Source organism: Streptomyces sp. NPDC001634, assembly GCF_040298185.1.
Taxonomy (GTDB): Bacteria; Actinomycetota; Actinomycetes; order Streptomycetales; family Streptomycetaceae; genus Streptomyces.
The window spans coordinates 51,144-76,182 of sequence record NZ_JBEOZU010000029.1; the positions used below are offsets into that span (position 1 = coordinate 51,144).

Consider the following 25,039-nt stretch of genomic DNA (forward strand, 5'->3'; position numbering starts at 1 on the left):
CGCGGATGGACCGCCTCTGGGCAGGGCTTACGGCTTCCTATGCCTCAGCCGTGACCTCGGCCGCGGGCATGGTCGCCGTCTCGTCGGCGTCCTCCGCCTTCGGCCGGGCCGCCTTGGCCTTCGCCTCGTCCGCTCCACGCTCCACCTTCTCCGGGGTGACGAAGCGGTAGCCGACGTTGCGGACGGTGCCGATCAGCGACTCGTGCTCGGGGCCGAGCTTGGCGCGCAGCCGCCGTACATGGACGTCGACCGTGCGCGTGCCGCCGAAGTAGTCGTAGCCCCAGACCTCCTGCAGCAGCTGGGCGCGGGTGAAGACGCGGCCCGGGTGCTGGGCGAGGTACTTGAGGAGCTCGAACTCCTTGAAGGTGAGGTCGAGGACGCGGCCCTTGAGCTTGGCGCTGTAGGTCGCCTCGTCGACGGACAGGTCGCCGTTGCGGATCTCCATCGGGGAGTCGTCGTTGACGATCTGCTGGCGGCCCATGGCCAGGCGCAGACGGGCCTCCACCTCGGCGGGGCCCGCGGTGTCCAGCAGGACGTCGTCGATGCCCCAGTCGGCCGTGACGGCCGCGAGACCGCCCTCGGTGACGACGAGGACGAGCGGACAGCCCGGTCCGGTGGAGCGCAGCAGCTGGCACAGGCTGCGCACCTGCGGAAGATCCCGCCTTCCGTCGATCAGGATGACGTCGGCACCCGGGGTGTCGACGAGTGCGGGGCCTTCCGCCGGAGCCACCCGCACGTTGTGCAGGAGCAGGCCGAGGGCCGGAAGCACCTCCGTCGACGGCTGGAGGGCGTTGGTCAGGAGCAGCAGAGAACTCATACGTCTGGTTCCTCCTCGGTCCCTGCGAGGACGTTTGCGGTATTGCTCTGCGATCCCGGGGCCCCGTACACCTGCGGTTTCCCGCTTCGTATACAACGCTTCCGAAAGCACAAAAGGACCCGGGGGCTACGCTGCCCGAGTCCTCTGCCCAGCAGAATAGCCCACATGCGCACTGGTCCGGCAGGTCATATGGCACGATCCGCGGTTCGTCCGAACTCTGAGACGGCGCGTCATGGGCCTTTGCGGACGTTTCTGACCACGGCCGACGGGGTGAGGATCGACGCTGCATACGATCCGGGGTCCGTTGTATACGACACCGGACGTCCACCTTCCGGTCACCTGGAGGATCTCGCGATCGTCGTCGCGCACGGCTTCACGGGTGATCTGGACCGGCCTCATGTGCGTCGGGTGGCGGGCGCCCTCGTCCGGTACGGGGCGGTGGTCACGTTCTCCTTCCGCGGGCACGGGGCGTCGGGCGGAAGGTCGACGGTCGGCGACCGCGAGGTCCACGACCTGGCGGCCGCGGTGGCGTGGGCGCGCGAGCTGGGGCACACGCGGGTGGCCGCCGTCGGTTTCTCGATGGGCGGCTCCGTGGTGCTGCGGCATGCGGCGCGGCACCAGGAGGGCGCGCACACGGACGCGGTGGTGGCCGTCAGCGCTCCTGCCCGCTGGTTCTACCGGGGCACCGCGCCCATGCGGCGGCTGCACTGGCTGGTGACGCGGCCCGAGGGCCGTCTGGTGGGCCGCTACGGGCTGCACACCCGGATCCACGGCCGTGGCTGGGACCCGGTCCCCGCCTCCCCCGTGGAGTCCGTCCCCCTGATCGCGCCGACGCCCCTGCTGATCGTGCACGGTGACCAGGACGGCTACTTCCCCCTCGACCACCCCCGGATGCTGGCCGACGCCGCCCCCGGCCACGCCGAACTCTGGCTGGAACACGGCATGGGCCACGCCGAGCACGCCAGCGACGAGGAGCTGCTGGCACGGATCGGGGCGTGGGCGGCCTCGCGCGCGGGCTGAGGCCCTGTCGTCAAATTCCCGCCTGCCCCGCGACGCCTGGTGCGGGGCCCGCCCTGCGGGCGGACGACGGGAATTTGACGACAGGGCCTAGCCTGACGGTGTTCACCACGACCGAGTTGAGGCAGCAGATGGCAAAGGGCACGGTGCGCTACTGGGCCGCCGCCAAGGCCGCGGCCGGGGTCGCCGAGGAGCCGTACGACGCGACCACGCTCGCGGAGGCTCTCGACGCGGCCCGCGGGCGACACCCCGGCGAACTCGTCCGCGTCCTGCGGCGATGCTCCTTCCTCGTCGACGGTGACCCCGTAGGGACCCGTGAGCATGAGACGGTACGGCTGGCCGAGGGCGGCACGGTCGAGGTGCTCCCGCCGTTCGCAGGAGGATGAGCGAAGCGATGAGCAACCAGCCGTACGAGGGGTACGACGCGGGGTACGACCCCTATCAGCAGCAGGGGTATCCGCCGCAGGCGCAGCAGCAGGGGTGGTACGACCCCAACGCCGTGTATCCGCAGCAGCAGTGGGAGGGGCAGGCGTACGGGCAGCCGTTGCCGCCCGAAGCACCGGCGTACGAGCCCCACGGCTACGGGGCACCCGGCGTTGGCGGCCTTGCCCACGGCGGCAGCGGCACGCAGACGGCGACCGCTCCCGAACCCCCCGTCGATCTCGCCGGCCTCCCCGCCAACCAGCGGGCCCGGCTCGAAGGGCGCTCGCCGATCATCGAGCCCGGGCTGCAGCCCGCCGCACTCACTGCGGTGCTCGGGGCGCTGCTCGCCGGGGCCGCGGCCCTCGGCACGTACGCCCTCGTCGTACCGCTCGTGATCCTGCAGGCCGTGACGGCGGCCGGCTGGTTCCGGCTGAACGGCATGTGGCCGGCCCGGCAGGGCATCGCGCTGGCGTTCCTGGGCGCGGTCACCGCGGACGTCGTGCTGCTCGTGGCCGGCCGGGAGCATGCGCCCGCCGCGATCCTCGGCACCCTCGGCGTCTGGGTGCTGCTGTCCCTCGTCCTGCAGCTGCGTTCGCACGCCGATCCGGACACGCGGATGTACGGCCTGATGGCGACCGTCGCCTCGGCCGCGCTGTCGATCCTCGCGGCCGGGCACCTCGCGGCACCTCAGGACGCCGTCACCGTGGGCGCGGTCGCGGTCGCCGTGGCGGTCCTGGCACGGGCGCTGCCGCTGCCGACCGTGGCCTCCGTGGTCGTGGCCCTGCTGGCGGCGGCGGGCGCGGGCATCGCGATGGGCGGGGCGACGGGCCTGGGCACGTCGGGTGCCGTCCTCGGCCTGGGCGCGGGCGCCTGCGCCCTGATCGGCCACCGGGTCGCCTCCTACGACTATCCGTCCCGCTTCGTTCACTTCACGGCGGGCGTCGCCCTGCCGCTGACGGCGGCGGCGCCGGTGATCTACCTGCTGGGGCGTGCCGTCGGCTAGGGCCGGTCACAGAGCGTGTCACACGGAGTGTCACAGGTGATCGACAATTCGGCGGCCGTCGGACCGTACAGGGTTACAGTCGCGCTCGACGGCCACCCGGTCGTCCGTGACCGCCGTAGTGGACGACCGCCGAGGTTGGGGAAACACCGAGCATGCGCGCACTGCGAATACTGCTGATCGTCGCCGTGATCCTGGGCGTCCTGTTCGTGATCGCGGACCGCGTCGCGGTTCACTTCGCGGAGAGCGAGGCGGCCGACAAGCTCAGGGCCACCGAGAACCTGGCCTCCACCCCGGACGTGTCCATCAAGGGCTTCCCCTTCCTCACCCAGGTGGCCGGCGGCGAGCTGGACGACGTCCACGTCGGCATCAAGAACTACGAGGCGGCCACCGGCAACGGCTCGGAGAAGATCCGTATCGACGATCTGAACGCCGAGATGAAGGGCGTGAAGTTCTCCGGGGACTACAGCTCCGCCACCGCGGCCAGTGCCACCGGCACCGCGCTCGTCACCTACGACGAACTGCTGAAGACGGCCAAGTCCGAGCCCACCCAGGTCGCGCCGGGCGTCACCGCCCGGGTCGTCGGCCTCTCGGACGGCGGCAACGGCAAGATCAAGGTCGCGGTCGAGGCCAAGGTCTTCGGCGCCAAGCTGCCCAGCCCGGTCTATGTGCTCAGTACGGTCACGGTGCAGGGCAACAAGGTGAAGGTGCACGCCGACGCCCTGCCCGCAATCGGCGGGGTTCAGCTGGCCGAGGGCCGGATCCGTGCCATCACCGACTTCCAGCAGGCGATCGACCAGCTGCCCGGCGGTATCCAGCTCGACAAGGTGCAGGCCGCCGAGGACGGCGTCGAGATCACGGTGAAGGGTTCGGACGTCAAGCTGGCCGGGTAGGACGACGTGCGGTGAACCACGGGTGTCCGAGGAGCGAGACACCCCCGTCCGTACCGCAGATGCGCAGCGGGACACGCGCGCCCCGGGGCGCGCGACGGCAGTCCGGGCGCTCAACTGTTCTCATATGGTGGACGATCGCATCTCAGGATACGACACGCCGGTGACACGCCCGGCTGTCCGTCCCTACGATCGAGCCCATGATGAAGCGACAGGCGGATCTCACGAAGCGGCGGGCAGTCGACCTGTGCCGCGTCGCCGCCATGCTCTGTCGCACTTTCTGAGCGGACGGGCCCGCAGGCCTTCCGCATTCCACCGCCCTGCTGAGGGCACCCCTGCGCCGCCACACGGGCGCGCGCACCCCTTCTCACTCGCACGCCCCGCCGCAACTGCCCCGGAGGAGAAAGAGCATGAGCCGCAGCGACGTCCTCGTCGACGCCGACTGGGTCCAGGAGCACCTGGACGACCCGAGCATCGCCATCGTCGAGGTGGACGAGGATACGTCCGCCTACGAGAAGAACCACATCAGGAACGCCATCCGGATCGACTGGACCAAGGACCTCCAGGACCCGGTCCGCCGTGACTTCATCGACCAGGCGGGCTTCGAGAAGCTCCTCTCGGCGAAGGGTATTGCCAACGACACCCTGGTGATCCTCTACGGCGGCAACAACAACTGGTTCGCGTCCTACGCCTACTGGTACTTCAAGCTCTACGGCCACGAGAACGTCAAGCTGCTCGACGGTGGCCGCAAGAAGTGGGAGCTGGACGCCCGCGAGCTGGTCGAGGAGGTGCCCGAGCGCGCCGAGACCACCTACAAGGCCAAGCCGCAGGACACGTCCATCCGTGCCTTCCGTGACGACGTGGTCGCCGCAATCGGTTCGTACAACCTGGTCGACGTCCGTTCGCCCGACGAGTTCTCCGGCAAGCTGCTCGCCCCCGCGCACCTGCCGCAGGAGCAGTCGCAGCGTCCGGGCCACGTCCCGACCGCCCGCAACATCCCGTGGTCGAAGAACGCCAACGACGACGGCACCTTCAAGTCGGACGAGGACCTCAAGGAGCTCTACGCCGAGGAGAAGATCGACCTGGCCAAGGACACCATCGCGTACTGCCGCATCGGTGAGCGCTCCGCGCTGACCTGGTTCGTCCTGCACGAGCTGCTCGGGGTCCCGAACGTCAAGAACTACGACGGCTCCTGGACCGAGTACGGCTCCCTCGTCGGCGTCCCGATCGAGCTCGGCGCCGCGAAGTAATCCCGGATCCCCGGACCTACCCCTAAGGAAGAACCATGTGTGGAGCGAAGGCCGGCGGCCCCGACGCCTCGACGATCAAGCCCGGTGAGACCACGATCCAGGGTCAGGTGACCCGCGACGGCGAGCCCGTCGTCGGCTATGTGCGCCTGCTGGACTCGACCGGCGAGTTCACCGCCGAGGTCCCGACCTCGGCGACCGGACAGTTCCGTTTCTACGCGGCCGAGGGCACGTGGACCGTACGCGCCCTGGTGCCGGGCGGCACCGCGGACCGTACGGTCGTCGCTCAGAAGGGCGGCCTCGCGGAGGTTGCGATCGCCGTCTGACGGCACACTCCACGACGGTCCCAGGGGCCGTCCGTGTACGGCTGAAGGGCCGCACCCCGGGGGTTGGACGCTTACCGGTCGGGGTGCGGCCCTTCGGCGCACCCGGGCATAGCCTGGAGGTATGTACGCACGCCGGCGTCATATCTACTTCGCCATGATGGGCACCTGCATCGGGTTGTTCGTCCTGGCCTGGGGAGTCGTGCGGATCTGGTCGGTTCCCGTGGCCGTGGGCATGTGCGTGGTCGCGATGGTGATCCCGCCGCTGGCGGCGATGGTGGCGAATCGTCGTGGCCCCGAGGACCGCTGGTGGGACGACCCGTCCGGGGACCCGCAGTCCGACGAGTGGTGGGACGAACTGGACGGGAAGAAGCGGCACTAGCCCCTTTCGGCGACAGGACCCAGGGGCCTTCGAGGCGTACAGCGGCCTACGAGGTGCAGGGGAGCCAGGCGTTCGTGCCGTCCGCGTTGTACCAGTGCCACTTGTCGCCGCGCATGCCCGCCGTCCGGAACGGCCTGCCGTGGTCGTCGATACGGGTCGTTCCCCGGCAGTCGCCCGCCCGCCGCCGGCGCGTCCCGAGCGGGCGCCCCGGCCAGGACAGGCGGCACGGCGAAGGGCGGCTCCGCGGCGGGCGCCGCGCACACCTCCGCCCCCGTCTCCGCATCCGGGAGCAAGCGGGTCCCGTACTGCCGGGCCCACCATCCTGGCCCCGGGCCAGGCCAGCCACGAGGGTGTGTCACTGGATCAGCAGGACGCGTCCGGCACGGGATCCCGGACCTCCACCCTCGCGGTGCGGCTCGACGGCGGTGACACGATCCGGAACCCCGTGAAGGCCTACGTCCACGCCCCCTCGATCACCGTCTCGGAGCCCACGGCGGCCGACGCGCTGGTCTCCTGACGCCTGCCGCCGGTGAGAGGTGCCCCTCCCGCCGGGAGGGGCACCTCTCAGTACACGAGCGCCTGTGTGTCCTCCGCCAGCGCCTCCTGGACGAACACCTGTGCGCCTGCGATGCGTACGCCCTCGATGACGTCCTTCTCCGTGATCTCGCGACGGGCCGCGCACTGGGTGCACAGGGTGATCCGCCCGGCTGCCAGGATCGACTCGACCAGATCGGGCAGCGGAGCCGCGTGCGGGAGCTCGAACTCGGCGGCCCGTCCCGGCAGCGCGAACCACGAGGACTCCCCGGTCAGCCAGAGCGAGACATCGACTCCGCTGGCCACGGCCACGGACGCCACGGTGAATGCCTGGGAACAGCGCTCCGGGGCGTCCTGCCCGGCCGTCACCTTGATCACGAGCTTCTTCGCCATGCCCGAATGGTAGTCCGAATCGTAATCAACTTCTGGTGCAACTCCTTGCGTTGTCCATGGGTCTCCTGTGCGCGCGGATACGGAATCCGCGCTTCGCGTTTCATGGGGGGACGTCTTGGAAGTCTCGGAAGTCGCGGATGCTCCCGAATCGGTGTCTGATCCGGGTCCGTCCGACGCGCCCGTCGTACGCCGCGGGCGGCGTACGACACTGCTGATCGCCGCGGCCGCCGTGCTCGGCGTCGTCGCCGGCACCTGCACCGGGTACGTCGTTCAGGCGGGCCGCAAATCCACGGCGCTGCCGCCGCTGTCACAGCCCGTACTCGCCCAGGCCAAGGGCAAAGGTCCCGAGCCGCTGTCCGCGGCGCAGGACCGTCGGATCCGAACCGATGGCGACCTGCGCAAGCTCCTGCTGAAGCGGCCGAGCGATGCGCAGGAGCCCCTGTACGCACCGGGCAACGACGGCTGGATGACGCTCACGGAGTACGCGGAGAGCTTCACCCAGCCGGCCAACGCGTTCAAGCATGAGATCAGCGTCGAGTTCCGCCGGGCCGCCGTCACCGCGTGGCGGACGGGCAGCACGTTCAGCGTCGAGATCCGTCTCGTGCAGTACCGCCAGGAGGAGCAGCTCGCCGCGGCCGACTCCGTCGAGAGCGGTCACTTCTGGGCGGAGAACGAGGCCGGCACCAGCAGCTGGGGCATCCCCGGTACGGCGGACGGCCGGGTGTACGTCCACACGAGGCCCGAAACCAAGTCGGGAGTGTCGGTGTACTCCGCGGAGGCGCACGCCTGGCGCGGTGACATCGCCATGGAGATCTGGATCTACGACACGAAGCCGGTCCCCGAGCAGAAGATCATGGACCTGGCGAAGCGGCAGGTGGGGCAGCTGTGAGCCAGAACATCGGCCCCGTCGAGCCCGCCACCGCGACCGTCGTCCTGCCCGACGGGCTCCCGGCCGCCCGCGGGCCCGTGCGCCGCGGCCGCCTCGCCGCCGTCGTCGGCGCCACCCTGGTGGCCGCCGCGCTGATCGCCGGGGTCGGGTACACCGTCGTGACCGTCAACGGTGCCGACCGGGATGCGGGCGCGCCCGTCTGGAAGTTCCCGGCGGCGAAGAAGGACGCCGGGGTGAAGAAGGCGTCCGGGCTCGCCGGCATGCTCGTGCCCTTCGGTACCGACGGATTCGTCCGCGGTCCCGACATCGCCCAGTACGGCGCCGACGCCGCGCTGAGCGGTCCCGAGGCCACCGCCCTGCGCAAGGAGTCGCTGCGCGATCTGCCGCGCTCCCAGCGGCTGCGGCTGTCGAAGCAGATCGAAAAGCAGCACACCAAGGGCATGGCGCTGCGCAGCTACCTCAGCACGTCCGAGGCGGGCAACTCGACGGCCTATGCGGACAAGGCGTTCACCATGGACATCGTCCTGACGCAGTTGGAGAGCCGCGCGGCCGTACGGGACATCTCGACGTTCCAGAGCGAGTTCCTGAACGCCCTGAACGTCTTCCGCAAGGGCCCGGCGATCCAGGGCCACAAGAACGCGCACTGCTTCCTGCCACCGCAGGAGGCGGGCGAGAAGCTCGACATGATGTTCTGCTCCGCGTACGAGGGCGACGTGCTCGTCACGGCGACGGCGTACGGGGTCAGGCCGATGGACACCAAGGGCGCCGCGCTGCTGCTCCGCACCCAGCTCGACCGTGTCACGGACCCGGGGGAGGCGGTATGACCGACCAGACGGAGCGGACCGACCAGACGGAGCGGACCGACCAGCCGCAAGGGACCGAACAACCGGAGCGGACCGGGCACCAGGACATGCTGGTGCCGCCGGCGCCCGGAACACCGCCGCTCGTCCCCCCTCCGGCCCCCGCGCCACCCCCGGTGAAGAAGGACCGCCGCCCCCTCCGCGCCCTGCTGCGCTGGACCGCCGCCGTCGCCGTGTTCGCGGTGGCCGGGGGCGGGACCGCGTACGGGATCACCCGGATGGAGCGCACCGACCTCCCCGGGCTCGCCACCGCCTCCGACGGCCGTTGGGAGTACCCGCAGCTGACCCGGCCGCCGCTGCCGTCCGGCAGCCCGGGGCCCTTCGCCGAGGAGAACAAGGCCAAAGCGCACTACGCGGACCTGCGGGCCCTGCTCCTGCCCGCCCCCAAGGGCGCCAAGACCGACGCGGCGCTGCGCGGTGCGGACGGCTGGCTGCCGACGACGGCCTTCCTCACGGAGTTCGACAAGGGCGACCGCGACGAGCTCGGGCAGCTCCTGACCGACAACGGACTGCGGCACATCGCCGCCCGCGGCTGGACCACCCAGGACGGCACGCACACCCGGATCTACCTGCTGCAGTTCGACACGGCGGTGGCAGCGGACGAACTCAAACTGGCCGACTACGAGGCGCCCCGGTTCGCCGTCCGCGGTGCCCCGCAGACGGCCCGGGACGAGGACTACCCGGACGCCGCCGACGTCACGAACGTCAACCACGAGGTGTACGCGGAGGCCAAACCGTACGGCGACGAGCAGGTCCGTGAGGCGTACCTGACCGCGGGCGACACCCTCGCCTTGGTCGTGCAGTCCAGGAGGGGCGGCGCCAAGGCCGTGCCCTTCCAGCAGACGGTCGTCCTGCAGAGCCAGCTGCTCGGCTAGCCGACCTCCGCGCGAGGGCCGGGTCCCGCCCGACTAAAGTGGGACCCGGCTCTTGTGTACCCACCCTCGCTCACCAAGGAGCACCCCGTGGAGATCTTCTTCGAAACCCTGCTGGTCCTGGTCTGCGTCGGCGTCCTCGCCTTCGCCGGACTGACCGTGAAGAAGCTGTACCAGGGCCAGCGCTGACCCCTGCACCGCCCACGTACTCGACATCCACGACGAAAAGCAGCTCATGATCGAGATCCCGTCCGACCTCCACAAGGGCCTCGTCCCGCTCGCCTTCCTGCTCGGCAACTGGGCGGGCGCGGGTGTGCACGACTTCCCCGGCTCCGAGAAGTGCAACTTCGGGCAGGAGGTCACCTTCACCCACGACGGCCGGGACTTCCTGGAGTACCACTCCCACACCTGGGTGCTGGACGGCGAGGGGAACAAGGTCAGGCCGCTGGAGTCCGAGTCCGGCTACTGGCGCATCGACGCGAACCGCCAGGTCGAGGTCACCATGGTCCGCAACGACGGGGTCGTCGAGGTCTGGTACGGCGAGCTGGCCGACAAGAAGCCGCAGATCGACATCGCCACGGACGCCGTCGCCCGGACGGCGGCCTCAGGCCCGTACACCGGCGGCAAGCGACTGTACGGCTACGTCAACAGCGACCTCATGTGGGTCGGCGAGAAGCAGACGCCCGAGGTCGAGCTGCGCCCCTACATGTCGGCCCATCTGAAGAAGGTCGTCACCCCGGAGGACGTCGAGCGCTGGGCCAAGGCGCTCCCCGACGACCTGCCGGACGACGGGATCGCCTTCTTCAAGTAGTTCTAGACTTTCCAGTGTGGTGAGCACCGACTGGAAGAGCGATCTGCGGCAGCGCGGCTACCGGCTGACCCCGCAGCGGCAACTTGTGCTCGAAGCCGTGGACACCCTGGAGCATGCGACCCCCGACGACATCCTCGTGGAAGTGAGGAAGACGGCGTCGGGGGTCAACATTTCCACCGTGTACCGCACGCTGGAGCTGCTCGAGGAGCTTGGACTCGTCTCGCACGCCCACCTGGGGCACGGCGCCCCGACGTATCACCTCGCGGACCGGCACCACCACATCCACCTGGTCTGCCGCGACTGCACGAACGTCATCGAGGCCGACCTCGACGTGGCCGCCGAGTTCACCGCCAAGCTGCGCGAGACCTTCGGGTTCGACACGGATATGAAGCACTTCGCGATCTTCGGCCGTTGCAAGGACTGTTCGCTCAAGAGTTCAACCACCAAGTCGTAGGCTTGGAGCCATGAAGAGCCCCCTGCTGTCCCTGCCCGGCGCCGTCCCGGCCGAGGGCGTGGACGAAGGCGTAGCCGCCCACTACGGCGACCTGTTCCGCGAGCAGCGCGCCCTTGCCGACGGCATCGGATTCGTGGACCTCTCGCACCGCGGCGTCATCACGGTCACCGGAGAGGACCGGCTGAGCTGGCTGCATCTGCTGCTCACCCAGCACGTCAGCGACCTGCCCCCGCACCAGGCCACCGAGGCGCTCATCCTCTCCGCGCACGGCCACATCGAGCACGCGCTGTACCTGGTCGACGACGGCGAGACGGTCTGGGCCCATGTGGAGCCCGGCACCCAGGAGGCGCTGCTCGCGTACCTGGAGTCGATGAAGTTCTTCTACCGCGTCGAAGTCGCAGACCGGACGGGCGATTTCGCGGTGGTCCACCTGCCGGCCGGTTCGATCGCCGAGGCCCCCGAGGGTGTCCTGGTCCGCGAGACACCGTACGGCCGTGATCTCTTCCTCCCGCGTACGGACCTGGAGTCGTACGCGGAGAAGAACGGCCCCGCGGCCGGACTCCTCGCCTACGAGGCGCTGCGCGTCGAGAACCACCGCCCGCGTCTCGGCTTCGAGACCGACCACCGCACCATCCCGCACGAACTGGGCTGGATCGGCACGGCCGTACACCTCCAGAAGGGCTGCTACCGCGGCCAGGAGACGGTCGCCCGCGTCCAGAACCTCGGCAAGCCGCCGCGCCGCCTGGTCTTTCTGCACCTCGACGGCAGCGATGTCCACCTCCCGCCCCACGGCACGGAGCTGCGCCTCGCGGGAGCCGAGAGTGGGGAAGGGCCGGAGGGCCGCAGGATCGGCTTCGTGACGACGTCGGTACGCCACCACGAACTGGGCCCGGTCGCCCTCGCCCTGGTCAAGCGGAACGTCCCGGTCGACGCCCCCCTGATCGCGGATTCGACGGCTGCGGCGCAGGAAGTGATCGTCGAACCGTAGGGGCCCCGGGGGCCGCTCAGATCTCCAGCAGCACCGTGAACGGGCCGTCGTTCGTCAGTGACACGCGCATCTGCGCACCGAACCGGCCCGTCGCCACCGTCGCACCCAGCGAACGGAGCTGGGCGACCACCTCGTCGACGAGGGGCTCGGCGACATCCCCCGGCGCGGCCGCGTTCCAGGTGGGGCGGCGGCCCTTGCGGGCGTCGCCGTAGAGCGTGAACTGGCTGATGACCAGCAGCGGCGCGTCGATGTCGGAGCAGGACCTCTCGTCGTGCAGCATGCGGATCGACCAGAGCTTGCGGGCCAGTTGGGCCGCCTTCTCCTTGGTGTCGTCATGGGTGACCCCGACGAGCACGCACAGCCCCTCGCCGCTGATCTCGCCGACCGTCTCGCCGTCCACGACGACACTCGCGCCGTCCACCCTCTGCACCACCGCACGCATGGGGACCATGATGCCGTGCCGCCTCCTCGCATCCTTCTCCGGTGTTCTCTTAAGAGGGGATTCTTATTGGCCCTTAGCCCCCCATCTGGGGCGGATCGGGAGCAGTCAGTCACATAGCGGCCACTTGGGGTGGCACGATGCGTCTGTTGCGGCGCACCCGTGGGGGTGCCGCGCCGGTCGAGGGGACGGTAAGAAGTACATGAGCACACCGAGTACCGGGCAGTCGCCCGGGGCTGTGGCGCCCGCCCGTACGGAAGGCGGGGTGGAGCACCGGCCGCCCGTGCAGCGCACGGACAGCCCCCCGCCTGTGGACCTTCCCCCAAGCTCTTCGAGCAGGGGGGACCCCCAGGCGCACGATCTTTCCGCACTGCGGCTGCCCGAGCTGCGCGCGCTGCGCCGGGACGCCCATCAGGACGAGGCCGACCTCAGTTATGTACGGCGGCTGATCCAGGGCCGTATCGACATCCTGCGGGCGGAGCTGGCGCGGCGCGGGGCAGGAGCGGCGCCCGCGGGGGTGATGGAGCGGCTCCCGGAGATCCTCAGGGACGCACCCGCCCGGCAGCGCTCCTCGGCCCGGCATGTGACGCTCGGCACACCGCACGGCGAGGAGTACCGGCGGCTGGCGGCCGAGGTGCTCGCCGAGGTCGAGCTGTCGGACCTGGAGGCGCGTACGGACGACGAGTTGGGCGCGGGCATGGGCAGGCTCGTGCGGTACGAGCAGCAGGTCTCCCGGCGGCGGCAGCAGCTGCAGCGCACGGCGGACGATTGCAGTGCCGAGATCGCGCGCAGATACCGTGAAGGAGAAGCACAAGTAGACGACCTGCTCCTGTGATACACGGAGGGCCCCTGATACGCGGAGGGCCCCGGCGAACCCGGGGCTCCTCGTGCGTACACGGTGGCTCCGGGACTCCGGCGGCCGGGGCGGGTCCCTTCCCACCCCGAAGGCCGCCGCCCATGTCCATCCCTGCCCAGTCCACCACGTCCACCACGTCTGCGCCTGCCGTGCCCCCGGTGCTCGCCGAGGTGGTGCGTTCCGGGTTCGTCGAGGGGCGGCACCGGGGAAGCCTGGTGCCGCCGGCCGCGGACGGATCCGTGGAGTTCGCGCTCGGGGACGTGACGGCGCCGGTCTTCCCGCGGTCGTCCAACAAGCCGATGCAGGCGGCCGGCCCGCCCCGGACGACGGTGGCCGTATCGACCTGGTGGACGACTCCGACGTCCGCACGCTCGGCCCCCGGCTGCACGAACAGTTCCGCCGCAGCCAGGCCGGCGCCATTGACCGCGACGACCGCTGGTGGCAGATCAGCACGGGTGCCGTGCGCCTGGACCGCGTCTCCTGGACGGAACCCTTCTACGCCGTGTACCGCTCCGCCACGAGCGAGGCCGAGGGCCTCGCCGCCTATGTGTGCGACGACCACTGGGGCGACGGCAAGCGTCCGCTGAACACGGCGACCGTCAAGGGACTGATCACCACGAGTCCGGCCGCGGAGCGGGCCCTGTGGCACTACCTCTGGAAGTCGTGGACGACGCGGGACTGACCGGCGGCCGCTACCTGTTGGAGGCCGGCCCGGATGGCGCGGAGTGCACGCCGACCGACCGGGACCCCCATCTGACCCTCGCCGTGGGCGATCTGGCGACCCTGTGGCTGGGCGACGAGTCCGCCGTGCGGCTCGCGGCGCTCGGGCGTGTGCGGGAACAGCAAAAGGGCGCCGCCTCCGTCGCCGACGCCCTGCTGCGTACGCCCAGGCGGCCATGGTGCCCGGACAGCTTCTGAACCGCTCCTTCCGTGCGGGTGGTGGCTGCTGTGCTGTGTTCATCCGTAGCGATTCAGTTGTGGTTGTGGTGATGCGGCATGGTGCGGACCGACCGGGCTCCCGGCTCCCCTCCGGAAGGGAGTCCGATCGGCCAACGTCTCTCGAACGTTTGACCATGTTTTTCAAGAGCGGTCAAGCTTGCTCGAACTTCCCGAAGTTGGCGACCAACTTCACCTTACTTATCTCCACTTGGAGTCGTCTCATAACCACCTTCCTATGAACTGCCCAAAGATGGCGTAAAGTTGTAGTGTTTGGCCGTGGAGCCGGAACATGCCGCCGTCAATGGGCGGAAGAGGTCACAACGGCCACAGAGGTCCCACCACGACGTGGCCGACGAGCTGCGCAGCCGGATCAGGTCCGGAGTGCTGCGGCCGGGCCAGCGCATGCCCACGCAGGCCATGCTGGCGGACGAGTTCGGCGTGGAGCGCGGAGCCGTACGCCAGGCGCTGCGCATCCTGCAGTCGGAGCACCTGCTCACCAATGTCTCCAAGGGGAGCCCTGCGACGGTCGCCCAGCTCACGGGCGGGGCGCCGGCCGGGCCCGAGGACCAGCCGCAGCCCACGATGGTGGCGCTCGCCCCACGGATATCCGCCGCGTTCGCGGCTCCGCACGTGGAGATAGACGCCCTGTGCCTGACATCGGTGTCGCTGACGCTCGCCATGTACGAGCCGTTGCGCGAGATTCACGCGGGGCGCATAAAACCGGCCAGGGTCGACGTACGAGTCCTGCTGCCGAGCGGCCGGATCGAGCTGGCGTTCCCCACACCCGTGGAGGGGGCGGACGACGACGACCGGCTGCGCCGGCGCTGGCTGGCGCAGCGCAACGCGCAGGGCCAGGTCCTGAGGCACAACCTGCTGGCGCTGCGCAGTACGCACGGCATCGACGTGCACGTCTCCTTCCGCGCGCTGCCCTTCACCCCGCCCGTGAAGCTGTACCTGCTCAACGGCACGGAGGCGCTGTTCGCCTACTACACGCTCACGCGCCGCGGCGAGGAGATCGACCACGAGTACCTGGAGATGTACGACGCGGAGGGCACGCGGTCCATGCTGTTCCCCTTCGCCCAGGGGGCGGGACTGCGGGACACGACCTTCGTGGAACAGTCGCACCTGTGGTTCAACGCCCTCTGGGAAACCATCACCACGGAGCTGACACTCTCCCAGTGACCCCTGATACGACGCAGACTGAGCCGGTGACAGCAGAGACTGAGCAGCTGCGCGGGCTGGTCACCGGCACACGGTTCGTGCTCTTCGACTTCGACGGGCCGATCTGCCGGCTGTTCGCGGGCCACTTTGCGGAGGGCGTGGCAAGGGATCTGGTCGAGTGGCTGGAGAGGCAGGGGCTGCAAGGACTGTTGACCGAGGAGGAGCGCGACCACCCGGACCCGCAGGCCGTCCTGCTGGCGGTCCACAAGCGGCACCCGGGCAGTGATCTGGTCGCCGAGCTGGAGGAACGGCTCACCCAGCAGGAGCTGAGGGCCGTGGCCTCCGCACAACCCACTGGGCACGCCGATCCACTGGTACGCACCTGGAGGGCGCTCGGCGCACGGCTGGCGATCACCACCAACAACTCGGCGCGGGCGGCCGCCGCGTACCTCGCGGGCCGCGGACTCGCGGAGTGCTTCGCGCCGCACATCTACGGCCGCACGCCCGAACTCCACCGGATGAAGCCGGACCCGTATCACCTGAACCGGGCCCTGCGAGCCATGGGGGCGGCCCCGGACGCCGCCGTGATGATCGGCGACGCCCCCTCGGACCTGGCGGCCGCAGCACAGGCCGGCGTGCCGTTCCTCGGCTACGCGCGCAATGAGCGAAAGGACAAGCTCCTGCGCGACGCGGGCGCGGAGACGATCGTGACGTCGCTGGAGCCGGTGCTGCGGGTGCTGCGGGGTCACAGCGCAGGCTGAGCGACCATCACCGCGAGGACGACCGCCCCGATGGAGCTGCAGGTGGGGTTCTTGGCCTTGATGCCGACGGTGAGCAGCAGCAGGCCGATGATGCCCATCGTGCCGTACCTCCACTGGACGAACTGCTCGAAGCCGACGACGAAGACTGCGGAGAGAAGGGCTATGGCGGGCACGGCGGCACCTCTTTTCGAAGGGGTGGACCTTCACGTTCCGGGTGGCGGGGCAGGGGGGAATCAGCCGTCTGCATGGGGTGACTACCTGCGGATGATGCGTGAGAGGAAGCAAACCCTCCGCCAACTCCGAAAAGTTGGCAGCCAACTTCAATAGAGTTATCCCCAGTTGGCCCCTAGTGATAAACAAGTCTCAAACAACTCCCCTTAGATGGGCAGAGGTTGTAGCGTTTGGTCGTGACCCAGGAGAACGTGGCAGTGAACGGCAGCAGAAGACTTTCGCCTCCGGAGATCGCCGACACACTTCGGGACCGCATCCGCAGCGGCGACCTGAAGGCCGGCGACCGCCTGCCCACCCAGGCCGAACTGGCCATGGAGTTCGGCGTGGAGCGGGGGGCGATCCGCCAGGCGCTCCGCATACTGCAGGACGACGGGCTGCTGACTCACGTCAGCAAGGGAAGTCCGCCCAGGGTCGCCGAACCGCAGCAGGTCCGGGACGAGCCGCAGCCGACGATGGTCGGGCTGGCGCCGCGGCTCGCGGAGGCGTTCGCGGCACCGCACGTCCGCATCGACGCGGCCTGCCTGACCGCCGAGACCCTGATGCTGGCGCTGGGCGCACCTGTGCGACTGATCCACGAGGGCAGGATTCGCCCTGAGTCGATCGACGTCCGCATCCTGCTGCCGTCCCGTGACATCAATCTGGCGTTCCCCGTGCCGGTCAGCGGCCGAGGCGAGGACGACCCGGTCCACAAGCGCTGGCTGGACCAGCGGAACGCCCAGGGCCATGTCCTGCGCCACAACCTCCAGGCCCTGCGTTCGTCGCACGGCATCGACGTCCGTGTGACGTTCCGCGCGCTGCCCTTCACCCCGCCCGTGAAGCTGTACCTCCTCAACGGGACGGAGGCCCTGATCGCGTACTACATGCTCACCAAGCGGGAGGAGGAGGTGGAGAGCCAGACCCTCGAGATGTACGACGCCCTGGGCACGGAGTCGCTCCTCTTCTCCTTCGAGAGCCGGGCGGGCCGGCGCGACGCGGCGTTCGTGGAGCAATCCCAGAAGTGGTTCAACGCCCTCTGGGAAACCATCACGACGGACCTGACACTCTCCTAGTGACTTCTGATACGACACGGACCGACCAAGCGGCAGAAGAGACCGAAAACCTCCGGGAACTGATCACACGTGTCCGCTTCGTGCTCTTCGACTTCGACGGGCCGATCTGCCGCCTGTTCGCGAGACACTCGGCGGAGGACGTGGCGAGAGATCTGGTCGAGTGGCTGGAGGGGCAGGGGCTGCAAGGACTGCTGACCGAGGAGGAGCGCGTCCACCCGGACCCGATGGTCGTTCTGTACGCGGTGAACCGCCGGCGCCCGCGCAGTGATCTGGTGGCCGAGCTGGAGGAACGGCTCACCCAGCAGGAGCTCAAGGCGGTGGCCACCGCCTGGCCCACCGCCTACGCGGATCCGCTCATACGGACCTGGGCCGCGATCGGAGCCAAGCTGGCCATCGCCACCAACAACTCGGCGCGGACGGCCACGAGCTACCTCGCCGGTCGCAGAACAAGCCGCTGCTTCGCCCCCAACGTCTACGGCCGAACCCGGGACCTGCACCACCTCAAACCGCATCCGCACTGCCTGAACCGCGCGCTGAGCGCCATGGGCGCCGCTCCCTCCTCCGCCTTGATGATCGGCGACACCCCCTCCGACCTCGATGCCGCTCAACAGGCCGGCGTGCCTTTTCTGGGCTACGCGCGCAACAGCAGCCAGGAGAAGCTGCTGAGGGAAGCCGGATCCGAACACGTGGTGAGCTCGCTGGAGCCGGTACTGCGGATACTGCGTGATCAGAGCCGCTCATAACGTCGTTCACGGGCCCCTCCCGCACCCGCGGGGGTATAGCGTGCCTGCCTCTACCCCTCGGCGGGGAGCGACAAGGAATCAGGGGCCAATGTCACCCGAGTCTTCGGCTGCCCGGCAGCGGGCCAGTGAGATCAGCGCGGACCGTGACGCCGTCGAGGGTCCGCTTCAGGGATATCACCACGAGACCTATGTGATCCCGCTGCCGGACAAGCTGGCAGGGCCTCGTGTGCGTGGGAAGTTCCGTGAGCCGCGCGAGAACCTGCTCTGGTTCGACCGCCGGTGCTTCGCCTCGGAGGAAACACTGATCCTGGCGTTGCGTGACCGCATTCGGGGCATCCCGGACATCATCGACGTGGCCGACGGTGTGCGCCTGCAGAGGTTCATCGAAGGGCGGACGCTGGGTTCGCTCTATGTGTCCGGCCAAGAGATCCCCGACGGTATCGCCACCCAGATTCTCGATCTGTTCCGGCACATGGCCCGTGTGACCCCGGGATCCCTCGTGGTGGAGCGAGAGTGCCGGCCCGAGGACCGGCCCGCCGAAGGCGACACCGGGGCGTTTCTGGAACGCCTCATCTGTTTTGTCGAGGAGCGCGTCTACCGCAAAAACCTGTTGGCGTTTCCGGGCCTGTTCGCCTCTCTGGGACTGGACGAGGACTCCTTCAAATGGCTCAGGAAGCACGTCGCCGGCCTGAGCGAACGGCCTTTCTGTCTGTTGCACGCCGATCTGCACAGGGAGAACTTCATCGTCGACGCCGAGCACCGGCTGTGGACCATCGACTGGGAACTGGCCATGGTCGGCGACCCCCTCTACGACTTGGCGACCCATCTCCATCTGACGCGCTATCCGATGGTGCAGCAGCGCGTGATGGCGAGGCGATGGTGCGAGGTGATGGAGGAGGAAAGGCCCGGCAGCTCGCACGGCTGGCAGGAGGATCTCCCGAGGCTGCTCGACTTCAAAAGGGCCCAGTCCGTGTTCACCGACATCATCCGTGCGACCCAGTTCCTCCGTTCCTGGCCGGAGCCCGGCGAGCGCGTCCTGGCGCAGAAGGCCGTGAAGGTGCGCCAGGTGCTGGCCGCCGCCGCGCAGCCGCTGGGTCTGGAGTCCGTGCCGAGCCTGGGACGCATCGCGGCGGCACTCGCGCCCTGGCAACAGCCGGTCAGGCCTGGGTCATCAGAACGACGAAAAGGGTGACCGCCCAGCAGGTCATGGCCGTGTTGCGGGCCCGTATGCCCACCGCGGCCACCGTCATGAGCAGCACGCCCCACAGTCCGATCCGTGACTGCACCATCTCCGCCACCCCGAATTGGACAGCGGCCCCCACCAGTTGAAAGACGACCATGTGCCCCACCCACCCTTGTCCACTTCAGCGAAACTGGCAACTACCCGTCCAATTGGACTGGTTGCCTTGTCTTGGTTGTCCCCTGACTGCTTGATCCCTTAACCGGCAGGGTGTTGGACTGCTTGGTTGACCGAAACTGGTTTGGCTGCCGGAGGGAGGAGGTACGGTCGGCGTGTGGATGGAGAGCGGGTCGGTGACGGTGGCGGCAAGGAGTTCGACCGTGTCGCGGGAGCCCTGCGTGCTCGGATAGCCGACGAGACGTATCCGCTGAACGGCATGCTGCCCCCTCAGCGGGCCCTGGCCGAGGAGTTCGGAGTGTCCCGCGACACCGTGCAACGGGTGATCAGGGAGCTCACCAGCGAGGGCTGGATCGAATCACGGCGCGGCAGCGGGTCGAGAGTGATCATGACTCAGCGCATTCAGTCCTCGACGCCCCGGAGCATGAAGTCGGGTGGTGCGGTGACGGTGGGGTCATTCATCGAGCAGGCGTTCAATTTGCAGGATGTCGCGCTGGATGTCTTCACGCTGACCTCGGAGTCGCTCGACATGCATCTGCGGATGCTGTACGACAAGTGGGTCCGTGATCGGAGGGCCGAGTCGCAGTTCACGCCTCCGCGTGTGTCCGTGCGGCTTCTGCTGCCGTCGGAGGACATCGAACTTCCTTATCCCCGGGCCAAGAACCCCGGAGATGACGCCGCTGTGAGGGAGCGTCATCTGGAGATCGCCCGGGAGCACACGTCGTCGCTGCGGCGCGTGCTGGGCAACCTCCAGGCATCCAAACTGGTCGAGTCGTTCGACCTGCAGGTCCACCACGTGAGAGTGCCTGCGGCGTTCAAGGTGTACCTGTTCAACGAGGCCGAAGCGCTGTTCGGCCCGTACGTGGTGGATGAGCGTCCCATCGTTCTGGACAGCGGCGAGGAGATCGAGTCCCTCGATGTGATCGGACTCGGTGCCACCCTCACGCACCACATCAGGGACGACGACCCGAACTCGCCCGGCTCCACCTTCGTCGACAGCATGCAGTCATGGTTCAACTCCGTGTGGGACCTGCTCTCGGCGTGACCGGACAGGGTCAAAGCGGCGCGCCGTGGGGGAATGCGCCCCGGGCTGGCTTTACCTCATTGAGACCACTCATGAGGGTGTGAGGTCCCGGCTGCCGCTAGTGTTGCCGCAACCTCAGTTACAGGAGTGGCCCGTGGGCGCACCTCCGGTTCCCCGACGGGTCTTCTGGGAACGATGGGCTGCCGATGACGCCTACGACGAGTTCGTCGGGCAGGCGAAGCAGGTCGGGCTGATGACCGGCGGTCATCACAACCGCAACTATGTGCTGCCCCTGACCGAGGCGATGGCGCGTAGGGTGCAGCGCGAGCCGGGCACGAATGTGACCGTACGGATCCGCAGGCCCGAGGCCCTGCCGGTCGTGATCAGGACCTGGGAGGACGAGGCAGAGATCCTCGATGCCATCAAGGGGGAGCTGCCTCATGTACCCGTGTGCCTCGCCCGGGGCCGGGGCTCGTCCATCCACAGCTATGTGGATGGTGTTCCGCTCTCCACGGTCTGCCCGAACGGCAAGCCCCTCGACGGGCTCCTGATCGGCGCGCTGGCGAGGCTTCTCGCGCAGATGGCACAGGTACGCAGAGAGGCCCTGCCGCGGTTGCCCGAGGGCTGGCCGCTCAATGACAAGGACAGCCAGGGTTTCCTGCGGACACTCGCCTTCCTCGCGGACCGTCAGATCCGTCAGCCCAATTGGACTGCCTTCGGGGGACTGTTCGCCGCATTGGGGATCCCCGAGGACGCCCTGATCCGGCTGGCCGAACGGGTGCCTCTCATGGCCCGGCGTCCGTTCAGTCTGCTCCATGCGGATCTGCACCGGGACAACGTGATCGTGTCCTACCGCGGTGAGCCGCCACTGATCTGTGTGGACTGGGAGCTCGCGACGTACGGCGACCCCCTCCACGACCTCGCCACGCATCTCGTCCGGATGCAGTACCCGGAGTTCCAGTGGGGCGAGGTGATCGATTCCTGGGCGCGGGCCATCCGGGAGACCCGGCCGATGGCAGCGAATGGCCTGGCCAGGGACCTTCGGCACTACGTCGCGTTCGAGCGCGCTCAGTCCATCTATCCGGACGTGATGCGTGCGGCGAAGTCCCTGGAGGGCTCGCTGGACCAGAAGAGTCTGGACGCGGCGACCGCCACGGTGAGCCGTGCCCTGCAGGCCGCGGCCGAACCGCTCAGGCTGGCCCACGTGCCGGACGAGGCCGAGATCCAGCGGGTTCTCATCCGGTGGCAGGCGGCACGGCGTGACCGCGTGGCAGGTGTACGTCGCACGGTCACCGCCCTGCCGTGGAAGGCCGACGAGCGGTTTTCGGAGCACCCTCGCTTTCCGCGTTCGTCCGTTCTCGATGCCTTGATCGCTGAGGGCTCCGCACCCGCCAACCGCGTGTTCAAAGGAACCGCCCACCTCAACTCGGTGGTGCGTGTGCCGGGCATCGACTTTCCGGTCGTGGTACGACGCAAGGTGGCATCGGCCTGTCGACGCGAACGCGGCTACCTGAGCGAACACGCCGTTCTCGGAGCCATCGAGCTGTCCGATGCCGGCGTGATGGCGCCGAGGGTGCTGGCCCTGGGCGAGAGTCACACCAACGACCCGTTCGCCATCCACACGTATGTCGGCAGTCCCGAAGGCGACCAGCCGCCGAACCACCCCGTGAACGGTCTGCTGCCGCACGAGGCGGACGGGCTGGTGGACCAGCTCTGTGCCCTGACGCGGGTCGACTATGCCCCACTGGATCCGACGGCCGGGGAGTGGGCCGCGAACGCCGGTTTCTACCGCTGGCTCAGTGAGCAGCTGGTTCTGCTGGTGGAGGGGTTGCCCAAGGAGTCCCAGCAGCTGGCCAGGGTTCTCGGCCTGCCCGATGCGCAGCGCCTGCGGGAGATCCTTTCCCGGCACCAGGTCACTCAACGCCGGCCGGCCTTGCTGCACGCCGATCTGAACCCCTGGAACCTGGTCCGCCGTGACGACTCCTTCGCGCTCACGATCATCGACTGGGAGATGGCGATGGTCGGCGACCCCCTGTACGACCTGGTCCGTCATATGCACCTCACTCCGACCCGGCAGGAGATCCGTGACCGGATGTTCCGCCGCTGGGAGAACGGCCTGCCCGGTGAGTACACCAAGGACTGGAGGCAGGACTGGCTCGTGTATCGCTGGATCGAGATCGTCCGGTCCGCGTATGTGGACCTCGACCGCCTGGTCACGGGTGCCAGCCTCGACGCCCCCAACGTGCGCAGGGCGGTGGACTCGTACGCGATGACCCTGGAGGCCGCCACGGCCTCACTCGGCCTGCCGATCCGGTCCACGGCCAACCCCTACCTGGCCAGGGCGCTGCCGCACGGCGACCACGACAGTATGTGAGGGACGGGATCTCGCAGCGGGACCAACTGCTCCTCCTCGTACGGCAGATGGGCCTCCAGCTCTCCGGTGAGACGTTCCACTTCGGGGAGGACGAGAGCGGGGTCGGCGTCCTCCCGCGACACGGTCCGGCGCAGTTCGTCGAGGAGGACGGCACTCCGCTCGTGTTCGCCGCGCAGCCGGTTCAGGGCCGGTGCCAGTTCCGGGTGACGGTCGGCGAGGAACGGGAACAGGGCGATGTCCTCGCCGGTGTGGTGGTTGCCGAGGCCCTGGAAGAAACGGCGGACCCCTGGCCCGCCCCCGCCTCACTCGGAGGCCGGGCACCCGACTCGCTCGCGGCCCATGGCCGACCCGGCAGTCATGAGCGGAACGCCGGCGGGGTACGCGAGGCCGTGCCAACGGTTTGGTGTGTCACCCGTCCGCCCGGCGGCGCCTCACACCGTCCCGGGCGCGACGGGTGTGGGATGTACGCCGATGGTGCGACACCCGCGCGTGGCGTGGCGCACTTTTGCAAGCAGGTGCTTGCAATTGTTAGCGCCGTTGCGGCAAGGTGGGGGCATGGCATCGCTCAACGTCGGCAATCTCGGTGAGTACCTGCGCGAACAGCGGCGCAATGCGCAGCTGTCGCTCCGGCAGCTCGCCGACGCCGCCGGGGTGTCCAATCCGTATCTGAGCCAGATCGAGCGCGGGCTGCGCAAGCCGAGCGCGGAGGTGCTGCAGCAGGTCGCCAAGGCGCTGCGGATCTCCGCCGAGACGCTGTACGTGCGGGCCGGCATCCTCGACGCCGAGCGGGACCGGGACGAGGTGGAGACGCGCGCCGTCATCCTCGCCGACCCCACGCTCACCGAGCGGCAGAAGCAGGTGCTGCTCCAGATCTACGAGTCCTTCCGCAAGGAGAACGGCTTCGAGATCGCCCGGGCGGACACGGACGACGCCCAGGACACCGCAGCCCCCGGCCCCCGCACGGCCGACGGCAGCGATGCCGGTCCGCAGCAGAGCGCCAGTTGACCGAGACGACCGAGACAACCCAGACCACCGACACGACCGGGACGATCGGGACGACGGCAAAGCGCCCCGCGGACCACCCAAAACCCTCAGCCGAAAGCCGAACCGGGAGGACCATTTCCATGGCCATCACCGACGACCTGCGCAAGACCCTCAGCGACCCGACCCCGCTCTACTTCGCCGCCGGCACCGCCGACCTGGCCCTCCAGCAGGCCAAGAAGGTGCCCGGCCTGGTCGAGCAGTTCCGCGCCGAGGCCCCGGCCCGTATCGAGGCCGTGCGCAACACCGACCCGAAGGCCGTCCAGGAGAGGGCCGCGGCCCGCGTCAAGGAGGCCGGCGCCCGCGCCAAGGAGACGCAGGAGAACATCCAGACGAAGGTCGGCGAGTTCTTCAGCACCCTCGACTCGGACATCAAGAAGTTCGGCACCAGCCTCGACGCCGACCTGAAGAAGCTCGGCGAGACCGCCCAGGACCTCGCCCTGCGTGGCGTCGGCGTCGCCGCCGAGTACGCGGTCAAGGCCCGTGAGACCTACGAGAAGGTCGCCGAGCACGGCGAGCAGGCCGTAAAGACCTGGCGCGGCGAGGCCGCCGAGGAGATCACGGAGCTGGCCGTCGCGGTCGAACCGAAGGCGGAGCCCGTCGTCGTCAAGGACGAGCCGAAGCCGGCCGAGGTCAAGGCCGAGCCCCTCGAGGACAAGAAGGTCCCCGTGAAGAAGGCCCCCGTGGCCCGCAAGACGACGGCGAAGAAGACCACGCCGCCGGCCAGGTAAGAGGTACCGGGAACGGGCCGGGCACCCTTGGGGTGTCCGGCCCGTTCTACGGGTACGGTGGCCGCGTAGGAGTCAGTGGGAACGGGCGGTGGACAACATGCTGATGCTGGGCTTCGCAGGGTTCTTGGGACTGTTGAAGATCGTCCTGATGGCCCTTGCCGCGTTCGGGCTCTTCGATGCGGCGTTCCGGCGCGAGGACGCGTTCCGCGCCGCGGACAAGCAGAACAAGGTGTTCTGGCTGGTGATCCTGGCGATCGCGCTGGCGGTGAGCTACCTCTTCTCGATCTTCTCGTTCCTGCCCGTCATCGGCGTCATCGCGAGCATCGTCTACATCGTGGACGTACGGCCCGCGCTGAAGCAGGTCTCGGGCGGCGGCCGTCGTGGCGGAAGCAGCAGCGACGGTCCGTACGGTCCGTACAACGGCGGCCGGTAG

General features: G+C 69.0%; 31 protein-coding genes and 3 pseudogenes. 28 read left to right on the plus strand and 6 right to left on the minus strand.

The annotated features are described in order from the left end of the window. Positions 1 to 37: 37 nt before the first annotated feature. Positions 38 to 817, minus strand: coding sequence for a winged helix-turn-helix transcriptional regulator (locus ABT186_RS20935; protein WP_351231841.1), 780 nt, complete (start codon positions 815 to 817; stop codon positions 38 to 40). Positions 818 to 982: 165 nt separating this feature from the next. On the opposite strand from ABT186_RS20935, the gene ABT186_RS20940 reads away from it, so the two are divergent. From ABT186_RS20940 to ABT186_RS20980, 9 genes are all read left to right on the plus strand, one after another. After that, positions 983 to 1,837, plus strand: a complete 855-nt coding sequence (locus ABT186_RS20940; protein WP_351231840.1) for an alpha/beta hydrolase — start codon at positions 983 to 985, stop codon at positions 1,835 to 1,837. Positions 1,838 to 1,965: 128 nt separating this feature from the next. Beyond that, positions 1,966 to 2,220 (plus strand): MoaD/ThiS family protein, encoded by a 255-nt coding sequence (locus ABT186_RS20945; RefSeq protein ID WP_351237689.1) that lies wholly within the window; start codon positions 1,966 to 1,968, stop codon positions 2,218 to 2,220. 8 nt (positions 2,221 to 2,228) lie between these two features. Then, positions 2,229 to 3,260: a hypothetical protein gene (locus tag ABT186_RS20950; RefSeq protein ID WP_351237685.1), complete on the plus strand. Its 1,032-nt coding sequence runs from the start codon at positions 2,229 to 2,231 to the stop codon at positions 3,258 to 3,260. A 152-nt stretch (positions 3,261 to 3,412) separates the two neighbouring features. Continuing rightward, on the plus strand, positions 3,413 to 4,150 hold the full coding sequence (locus ABT186_RS20955) for an LmeA family phospholipid-binding protein (protein ID WP_351237683.1): 738 nt from the start codon (positions 3,413 to 3,415) through the stop codon (positions 4,148 to 4,150). A 200-nt stretch (positions 4,151 to 4,350) separates the two neighbouring features. Then, positions 4,351 to 4,431: a putative leader peptide gene (locus tag ABT186_RS20960; RefSeq protein ID WP_350310325.1), complete on the plus strand. Its 81-nt coding sequence runs from the start codon at positions 4,351 to 4,353 to the stop codon at positions 4,429 to 4,431. A 126-nt stretch (positions 4,432 to 4,557) separates the two neighbouring features. Continuing rightward, positions 4,558 to 5,397 carry a sulfurtransferase gene (locus ABT186_RS20965; RefSeq protein WP_351237681.1) on the plus strand — a complete coding sequence of 280 codons (840 nt, stop codon included), beginning with the start codon at positions 4,558 to 4,560 and terminating at the stop codon, positions 5,395 to 5,397. Positions 5,398 to 5,432: 35 nt separating this feature from the next. Next, entirely contained in the window at positions 5,433 to 5,720 is a 288-nt protein-coding gene (locus ABT186_RS20970) for a DUF1416 domain-containing protein (protein ID WP_351237680.1), read from the plus strand. Positions 5,721 to 5,841: 121 nt separating this feature from the next. Beyond that, entirely contained in the window at positions 5,842 to 6,099 is a 258-nt protein-coding gene (locus tag ABT186_RS20975; RefSeq protein ID WP_351237678.1) for a DUF3099 domain-containing protein, read from the plus strand. 352 nt (positions 6,100 to 6,451) lie between these two features. Next, positions 6,452 to 6,616 carry a hypothetical protein gene (locus ABT186_RS20980; protein WP_351237676.1) on the plus strand — a complete coding sequence of 55 codons (165 nt, stop codon included), beginning with the start codon at positions 6,452 to 6,454 and terminating at the stop codon, positions 6,614 to 6,616. A gap of 47 nt (positions 6,617 to 6,663) precedes the next feature. Here ABT186_RS20980 and ABT186_RS20985 read toward each other — a convergent pair whose 3' ends face one another. Continuing rightward, on the minus strand, positions 6,664 to 7,026 hold the full coding sequence (locus ABT186_RS20985; protein WP_351223623.1) for a DsrE family protein: 363 nt from the start codon (positions 7,024 to 7,026) through the stop codon (positions 6,664 to 6,666). Between the two features lie 151 nt (positions 7,027 to 7,177). Here ABT186_RS20985 and ABT186_RS20990 point away from each other — a divergent pair, with 151 nt between their 5' ends. From ABT186_RS20990 to ygfZ, 6 genes are all read left to right on the plus strand, one after another. Continuing rightward, a complete protein-coding gene (locus ABT186_RS20990) occupies positions 7,178 to 7,915 on the plus strand; it encodes a hypothetical protein (protein WP_351926219.1) in 738 nt (245 codons plus the stop codon). Beyond that, positions 7,912 to 8,739, plus strand: coding sequence for a hypothetical protein (locus ABT186_RS20995; protein ID WP_351223619.1), 828 nt, complete (start codon positions 7,912 to 7,914; stop codon positions 8,737 to 8,739). The genes ABT186_RS20990 and ABT186_RS20995 overlap by 4 nt, the downstream gene beginning before the upstream one ends. Beyond that, positions 8,736 to 9,650, plus strand: coding sequence for a hypothetical protein (locus tag ABT186_RS21000; protein WP_502973269.1), 915 nt, complete (start codon positions 8,736 to 8,738; stop codon positions 9,648 to 9,650). Before ABT186_RS20995 ends, ABT186_RS21000 begins: the two co-directional genes overlap by 4 nt. Positions 9,651 to 9,882: 232 nt before the next feature. Then, the gene (locus ABT186_RS21005) at positions 9,883 to 10,458 is read left to right on the plus strand and encodes a heme-binding beta-barrel domain-containing protein (RefSeq protein ID WP_351223617.1); all 576 of its coding nucleotides are present in this window, start codon (positions 9,883 to 9,885) and stop codon (positions 10,456 to 10,458) included. 16 nt (positions 10,459 to 10,474) lie between these two features. Then, positions 10,475 to 10,912 carry a Fur family transcriptional regulator gene (locus ABT186_RS21010; RefSeq protein ID WP_351223615.1) on the plus strand — a complete coding sequence of 146 codons (438 nt, stop codon included), beginning with the start codon at positions 10,475 to 10,477 and terminating at the stop codon, positions 10,910 to 10,912. Positions 10,913 to 10,922: 10 nt separating this feature from the next. Continuing rightward, the gene (ygfZ, locus tag ABT186_RS21015) at positions 10,923 to 11,900 is read left to right on the plus strand and encodes a CAF17-like 4Fe-4S cluster assembly/insertion protein YgfZ (RefSeq protein ID WP_351223613.1); all 978 of its coding nucleotides are present in this window, start codon (positions 10,923 to 10,925) and stop codon (positions 11,898 to 11,900) included. Positions 11,901 to 11,916: 16 nt separating this feature from the next. Here the strand turns inward: ygfZ and dtd are convergent, their stop codons facing one another. Beyond that, a complete protein-coding gene (gene dtd, locus ABT186_RS21020; protein WP_351223641.1) occupies positions 11,917 to 12,342 on the minus strand; it encodes a D-aminoacyl-tRNA deacylase in 426 nt (141 codons plus the stop codon). 199 nt (positions 12,343 to 12,541) lie between these two features. On the opposite strand from dtd, the gene ABT186_RS21025 reads away from it, so the two are divergent. From ABT186_RS21025 to ABT186_RS21045, 5 genes and pseudogenes are all read left to right on the plus strand, one after another. Next, the gene (locus ABT186_RS21025) at positions 12,542 to 13,174 is read left to right on the plus strand and encodes an RsiG family protein (RefSeq protein WP_351926221.1); all 633 of its coding nucleotides are present in this window, start codon (positions 12,542 to 12,544) and stop codon (positions 13,172 to 13,174) included. Positions 13,175 to 13,296: 122 nt separating this feature from the next. Further along, positions 13,297 to 13,509, plus strand: a pseudogene (locus ABT186_RS21030) (asparaginase); the annotation flags it as partial. Positions 13,510 to 13,514: 5 nt separating this feature from the next. After that, positions 13,515 to 14,113: pseudogene (locus ABT186_RS21035) on the plus strand (sterol carrier protein domain-containing protein); the annotation flags it as partial. Positions 14,114 to 14,404: 291 nt separating this feature from the next. Continuing rightward, entirely contained in the window at positions 14,405 to 15,316 is a 912-nt protein-coding gene (locus tag ABT186_RS21040) for a winged helix-turn-helix domain-containing protein (protein ID WP_351926223.1), read from the plus strand. Then, positions 15,262 to 16,056 carry an HAD family hydrolase gene (locus ABT186_RS21045; protein WP_351223607.1) on the plus strand — a complete coding sequence of 265 codons (795 nt, stop codon included), beginning with the start codon at positions 15,262 to 15,264 and terminating at the stop codon, positions 16,054 to 16,056. The genes ABT186_RS21040 and ABT186_RS21045 overlap by 55 nt, the downstream gene beginning before the upstream one ends. Here the strand turns inward: ABT186_RS21045 and ABT186_RS21050 are convergent. Continuing rightward, positions 16,041 to 16,229, minus strand: a complete 189-nt coding sequence (locus ABT186_RS21050; RefSeq protein WP_351223605.1) for a hypothetical protein — start codon at positions 16,227 to 16,229, stop codon at positions 16,041 to 16,043. The two genes, ABT186_RS21045 and ABT186_RS21050, sit on opposite strands and share 16 nt — an antisense overlap. Positions 16,230 to 16,457: 228 nt before the next feature. On the opposite strand from ABT186_RS21050, the gene ABT186_RS21055 reads away from it, so the two are divergent. From ABT186_RS21055 to ABT186_RS21065, 3 genes are all read left to right on the plus strand, one after another. After that, a complete protein-coding gene (locus ABT186_RS21055; RefSeq protein WP_351926225.1) occupies positions 16,458 to 17,336 on the plus strand; it encodes a GntR family transcriptional regulator in 879 nt (292 codons plus the stop codon). Further along, the gene (locus ABT186_RS21060) at positions 17,336 to 18,079 is read left to right on the plus strand and encodes an HAD family hydrolase (RefSeq protein WP_351223601.1); all 744 of its coding nucleotides are present in this window, start codon (positions 17,336 to 17,338) and stop codon (positions 18,077 to 18,079) included. Before ABT186_RS21055 ends, ABT186_RS21060 begins: the two co-directional genes overlap by 1 nt. Before the next feature lie 88 nt (positions 18,080 to 18,167). Then, a complete protein-coding gene (locus ABT186_RS21065) occupies positions 18,168 to 19,271 on the plus strand; it encodes a phosphotransferase (RefSeq protein WP_351223599.1) in 1,104 nt (367 codons plus the stop codon). Here the strand turns inward: ABT186_RS21065 and ABT186_RS21070 are convergent. Next, positions 19,237 to 19,419, minus strand: coding sequence for a hypothetical protein (locus ABT186_RS21070; RefSeq protein ID WP_351223597.1), 183 nt, complete (start codon positions 19,417 to 19,419; stop codon positions 19,237 to 19,239). The genes ABT186_RS21065 and ABT186_RS21070 overlap by 35 nt on opposite strands. A 174-nt stretch (positions 19,420 to 19,593) precedes the next feature. On the opposite strand from ABT186_RS21070, the gene ABT186_RS21075 reads away from it, so the two are divergent. Together ABT186_RS21075 and ABT186_RS21080 are read left to right on the plus strand one after the other, a co-directional pair. Beyond that, entirely contained in the window at positions 19,594 to 20,481 is an 888-nt protein-coding gene (locus ABT186_RS21075) for a winged helix-turn-helix domain-containing protein (RefSeq protein ID WP_351223595.1), read from the plus strand. Positions 20,482 to 20,713: 232 nt separating this feature from the next. Beyond that, positions 20,714 to 22,834, plus strand: coding sequence for a phosphotransferase (locus tag ABT186_RS21080; protein ID WP_351223639.1), 2,121 nt, complete (start codon positions 20,714 to 20,716; stop codon positions 22,832 to 22,834). Here ABT186_RS21080 and ABT186_RS21085 read toward each other — a convergent pair. Then, positions 22,789 to 23,109 (minus strand): annotated as a pseudogene (locus ABT186_RS21085) (hemerythrin domain-containing protein); the annotation flags it as partial. The gene ABT186_RS21080 and the pseudogene ABT186_RS21085 overlap by 46 nt on opposite strands. Before the next feature lie 280 nt (positions 23,110 to 23,389). Between ABT186_RS21085 and ABT186_RS21090 the strand changes: the two are divergent. The 3 genes from ABT186_RS21090 to ABT186_RS21100 all read left to right on the plus strand — a co-directional run bounded on the left by ABT186_RS21090 (position 23,390) and on the right by ABT186_RS21100 (position 25,039). Next, positions 23,390 to 23,839 carry a helix-turn-helix domain-containing protein gene (locus tag ABT186_RS21090; protein ID WP_351926227.1) on the plus strand — a complete coding sequence of 150 codons (450 nt, stop codon included), beginning with the start codon at positions 23,390 to 23,392 and terminating at the stop codon, positions 23,837 to 23,839. 119 nt (positions 23,840 to 23,958) lie between these two features. Further along, entirely contained in the window at positions 23,959 to 24,606 is a 648-nt protein-coding gene (locus ABT186_RS21095; RefSeq protein ID WP_351223591.1) for a hypothetical protein, read from the plus strand. 97 nt (positions 24,607 to 24,703) lie between these two features. Next, positions 24,704 to 25,039 carry a DUF2516 family protein gene (locus ABT186_RS21100; protein ID WP_351223637.1) on the plus strand — a complete coding sequence of 112 codons (336 nt, stop codon included), beginning with the start codon at positions 24,704 to 24,706 and terminating at the stop codon, positions 25,037 to 25,039.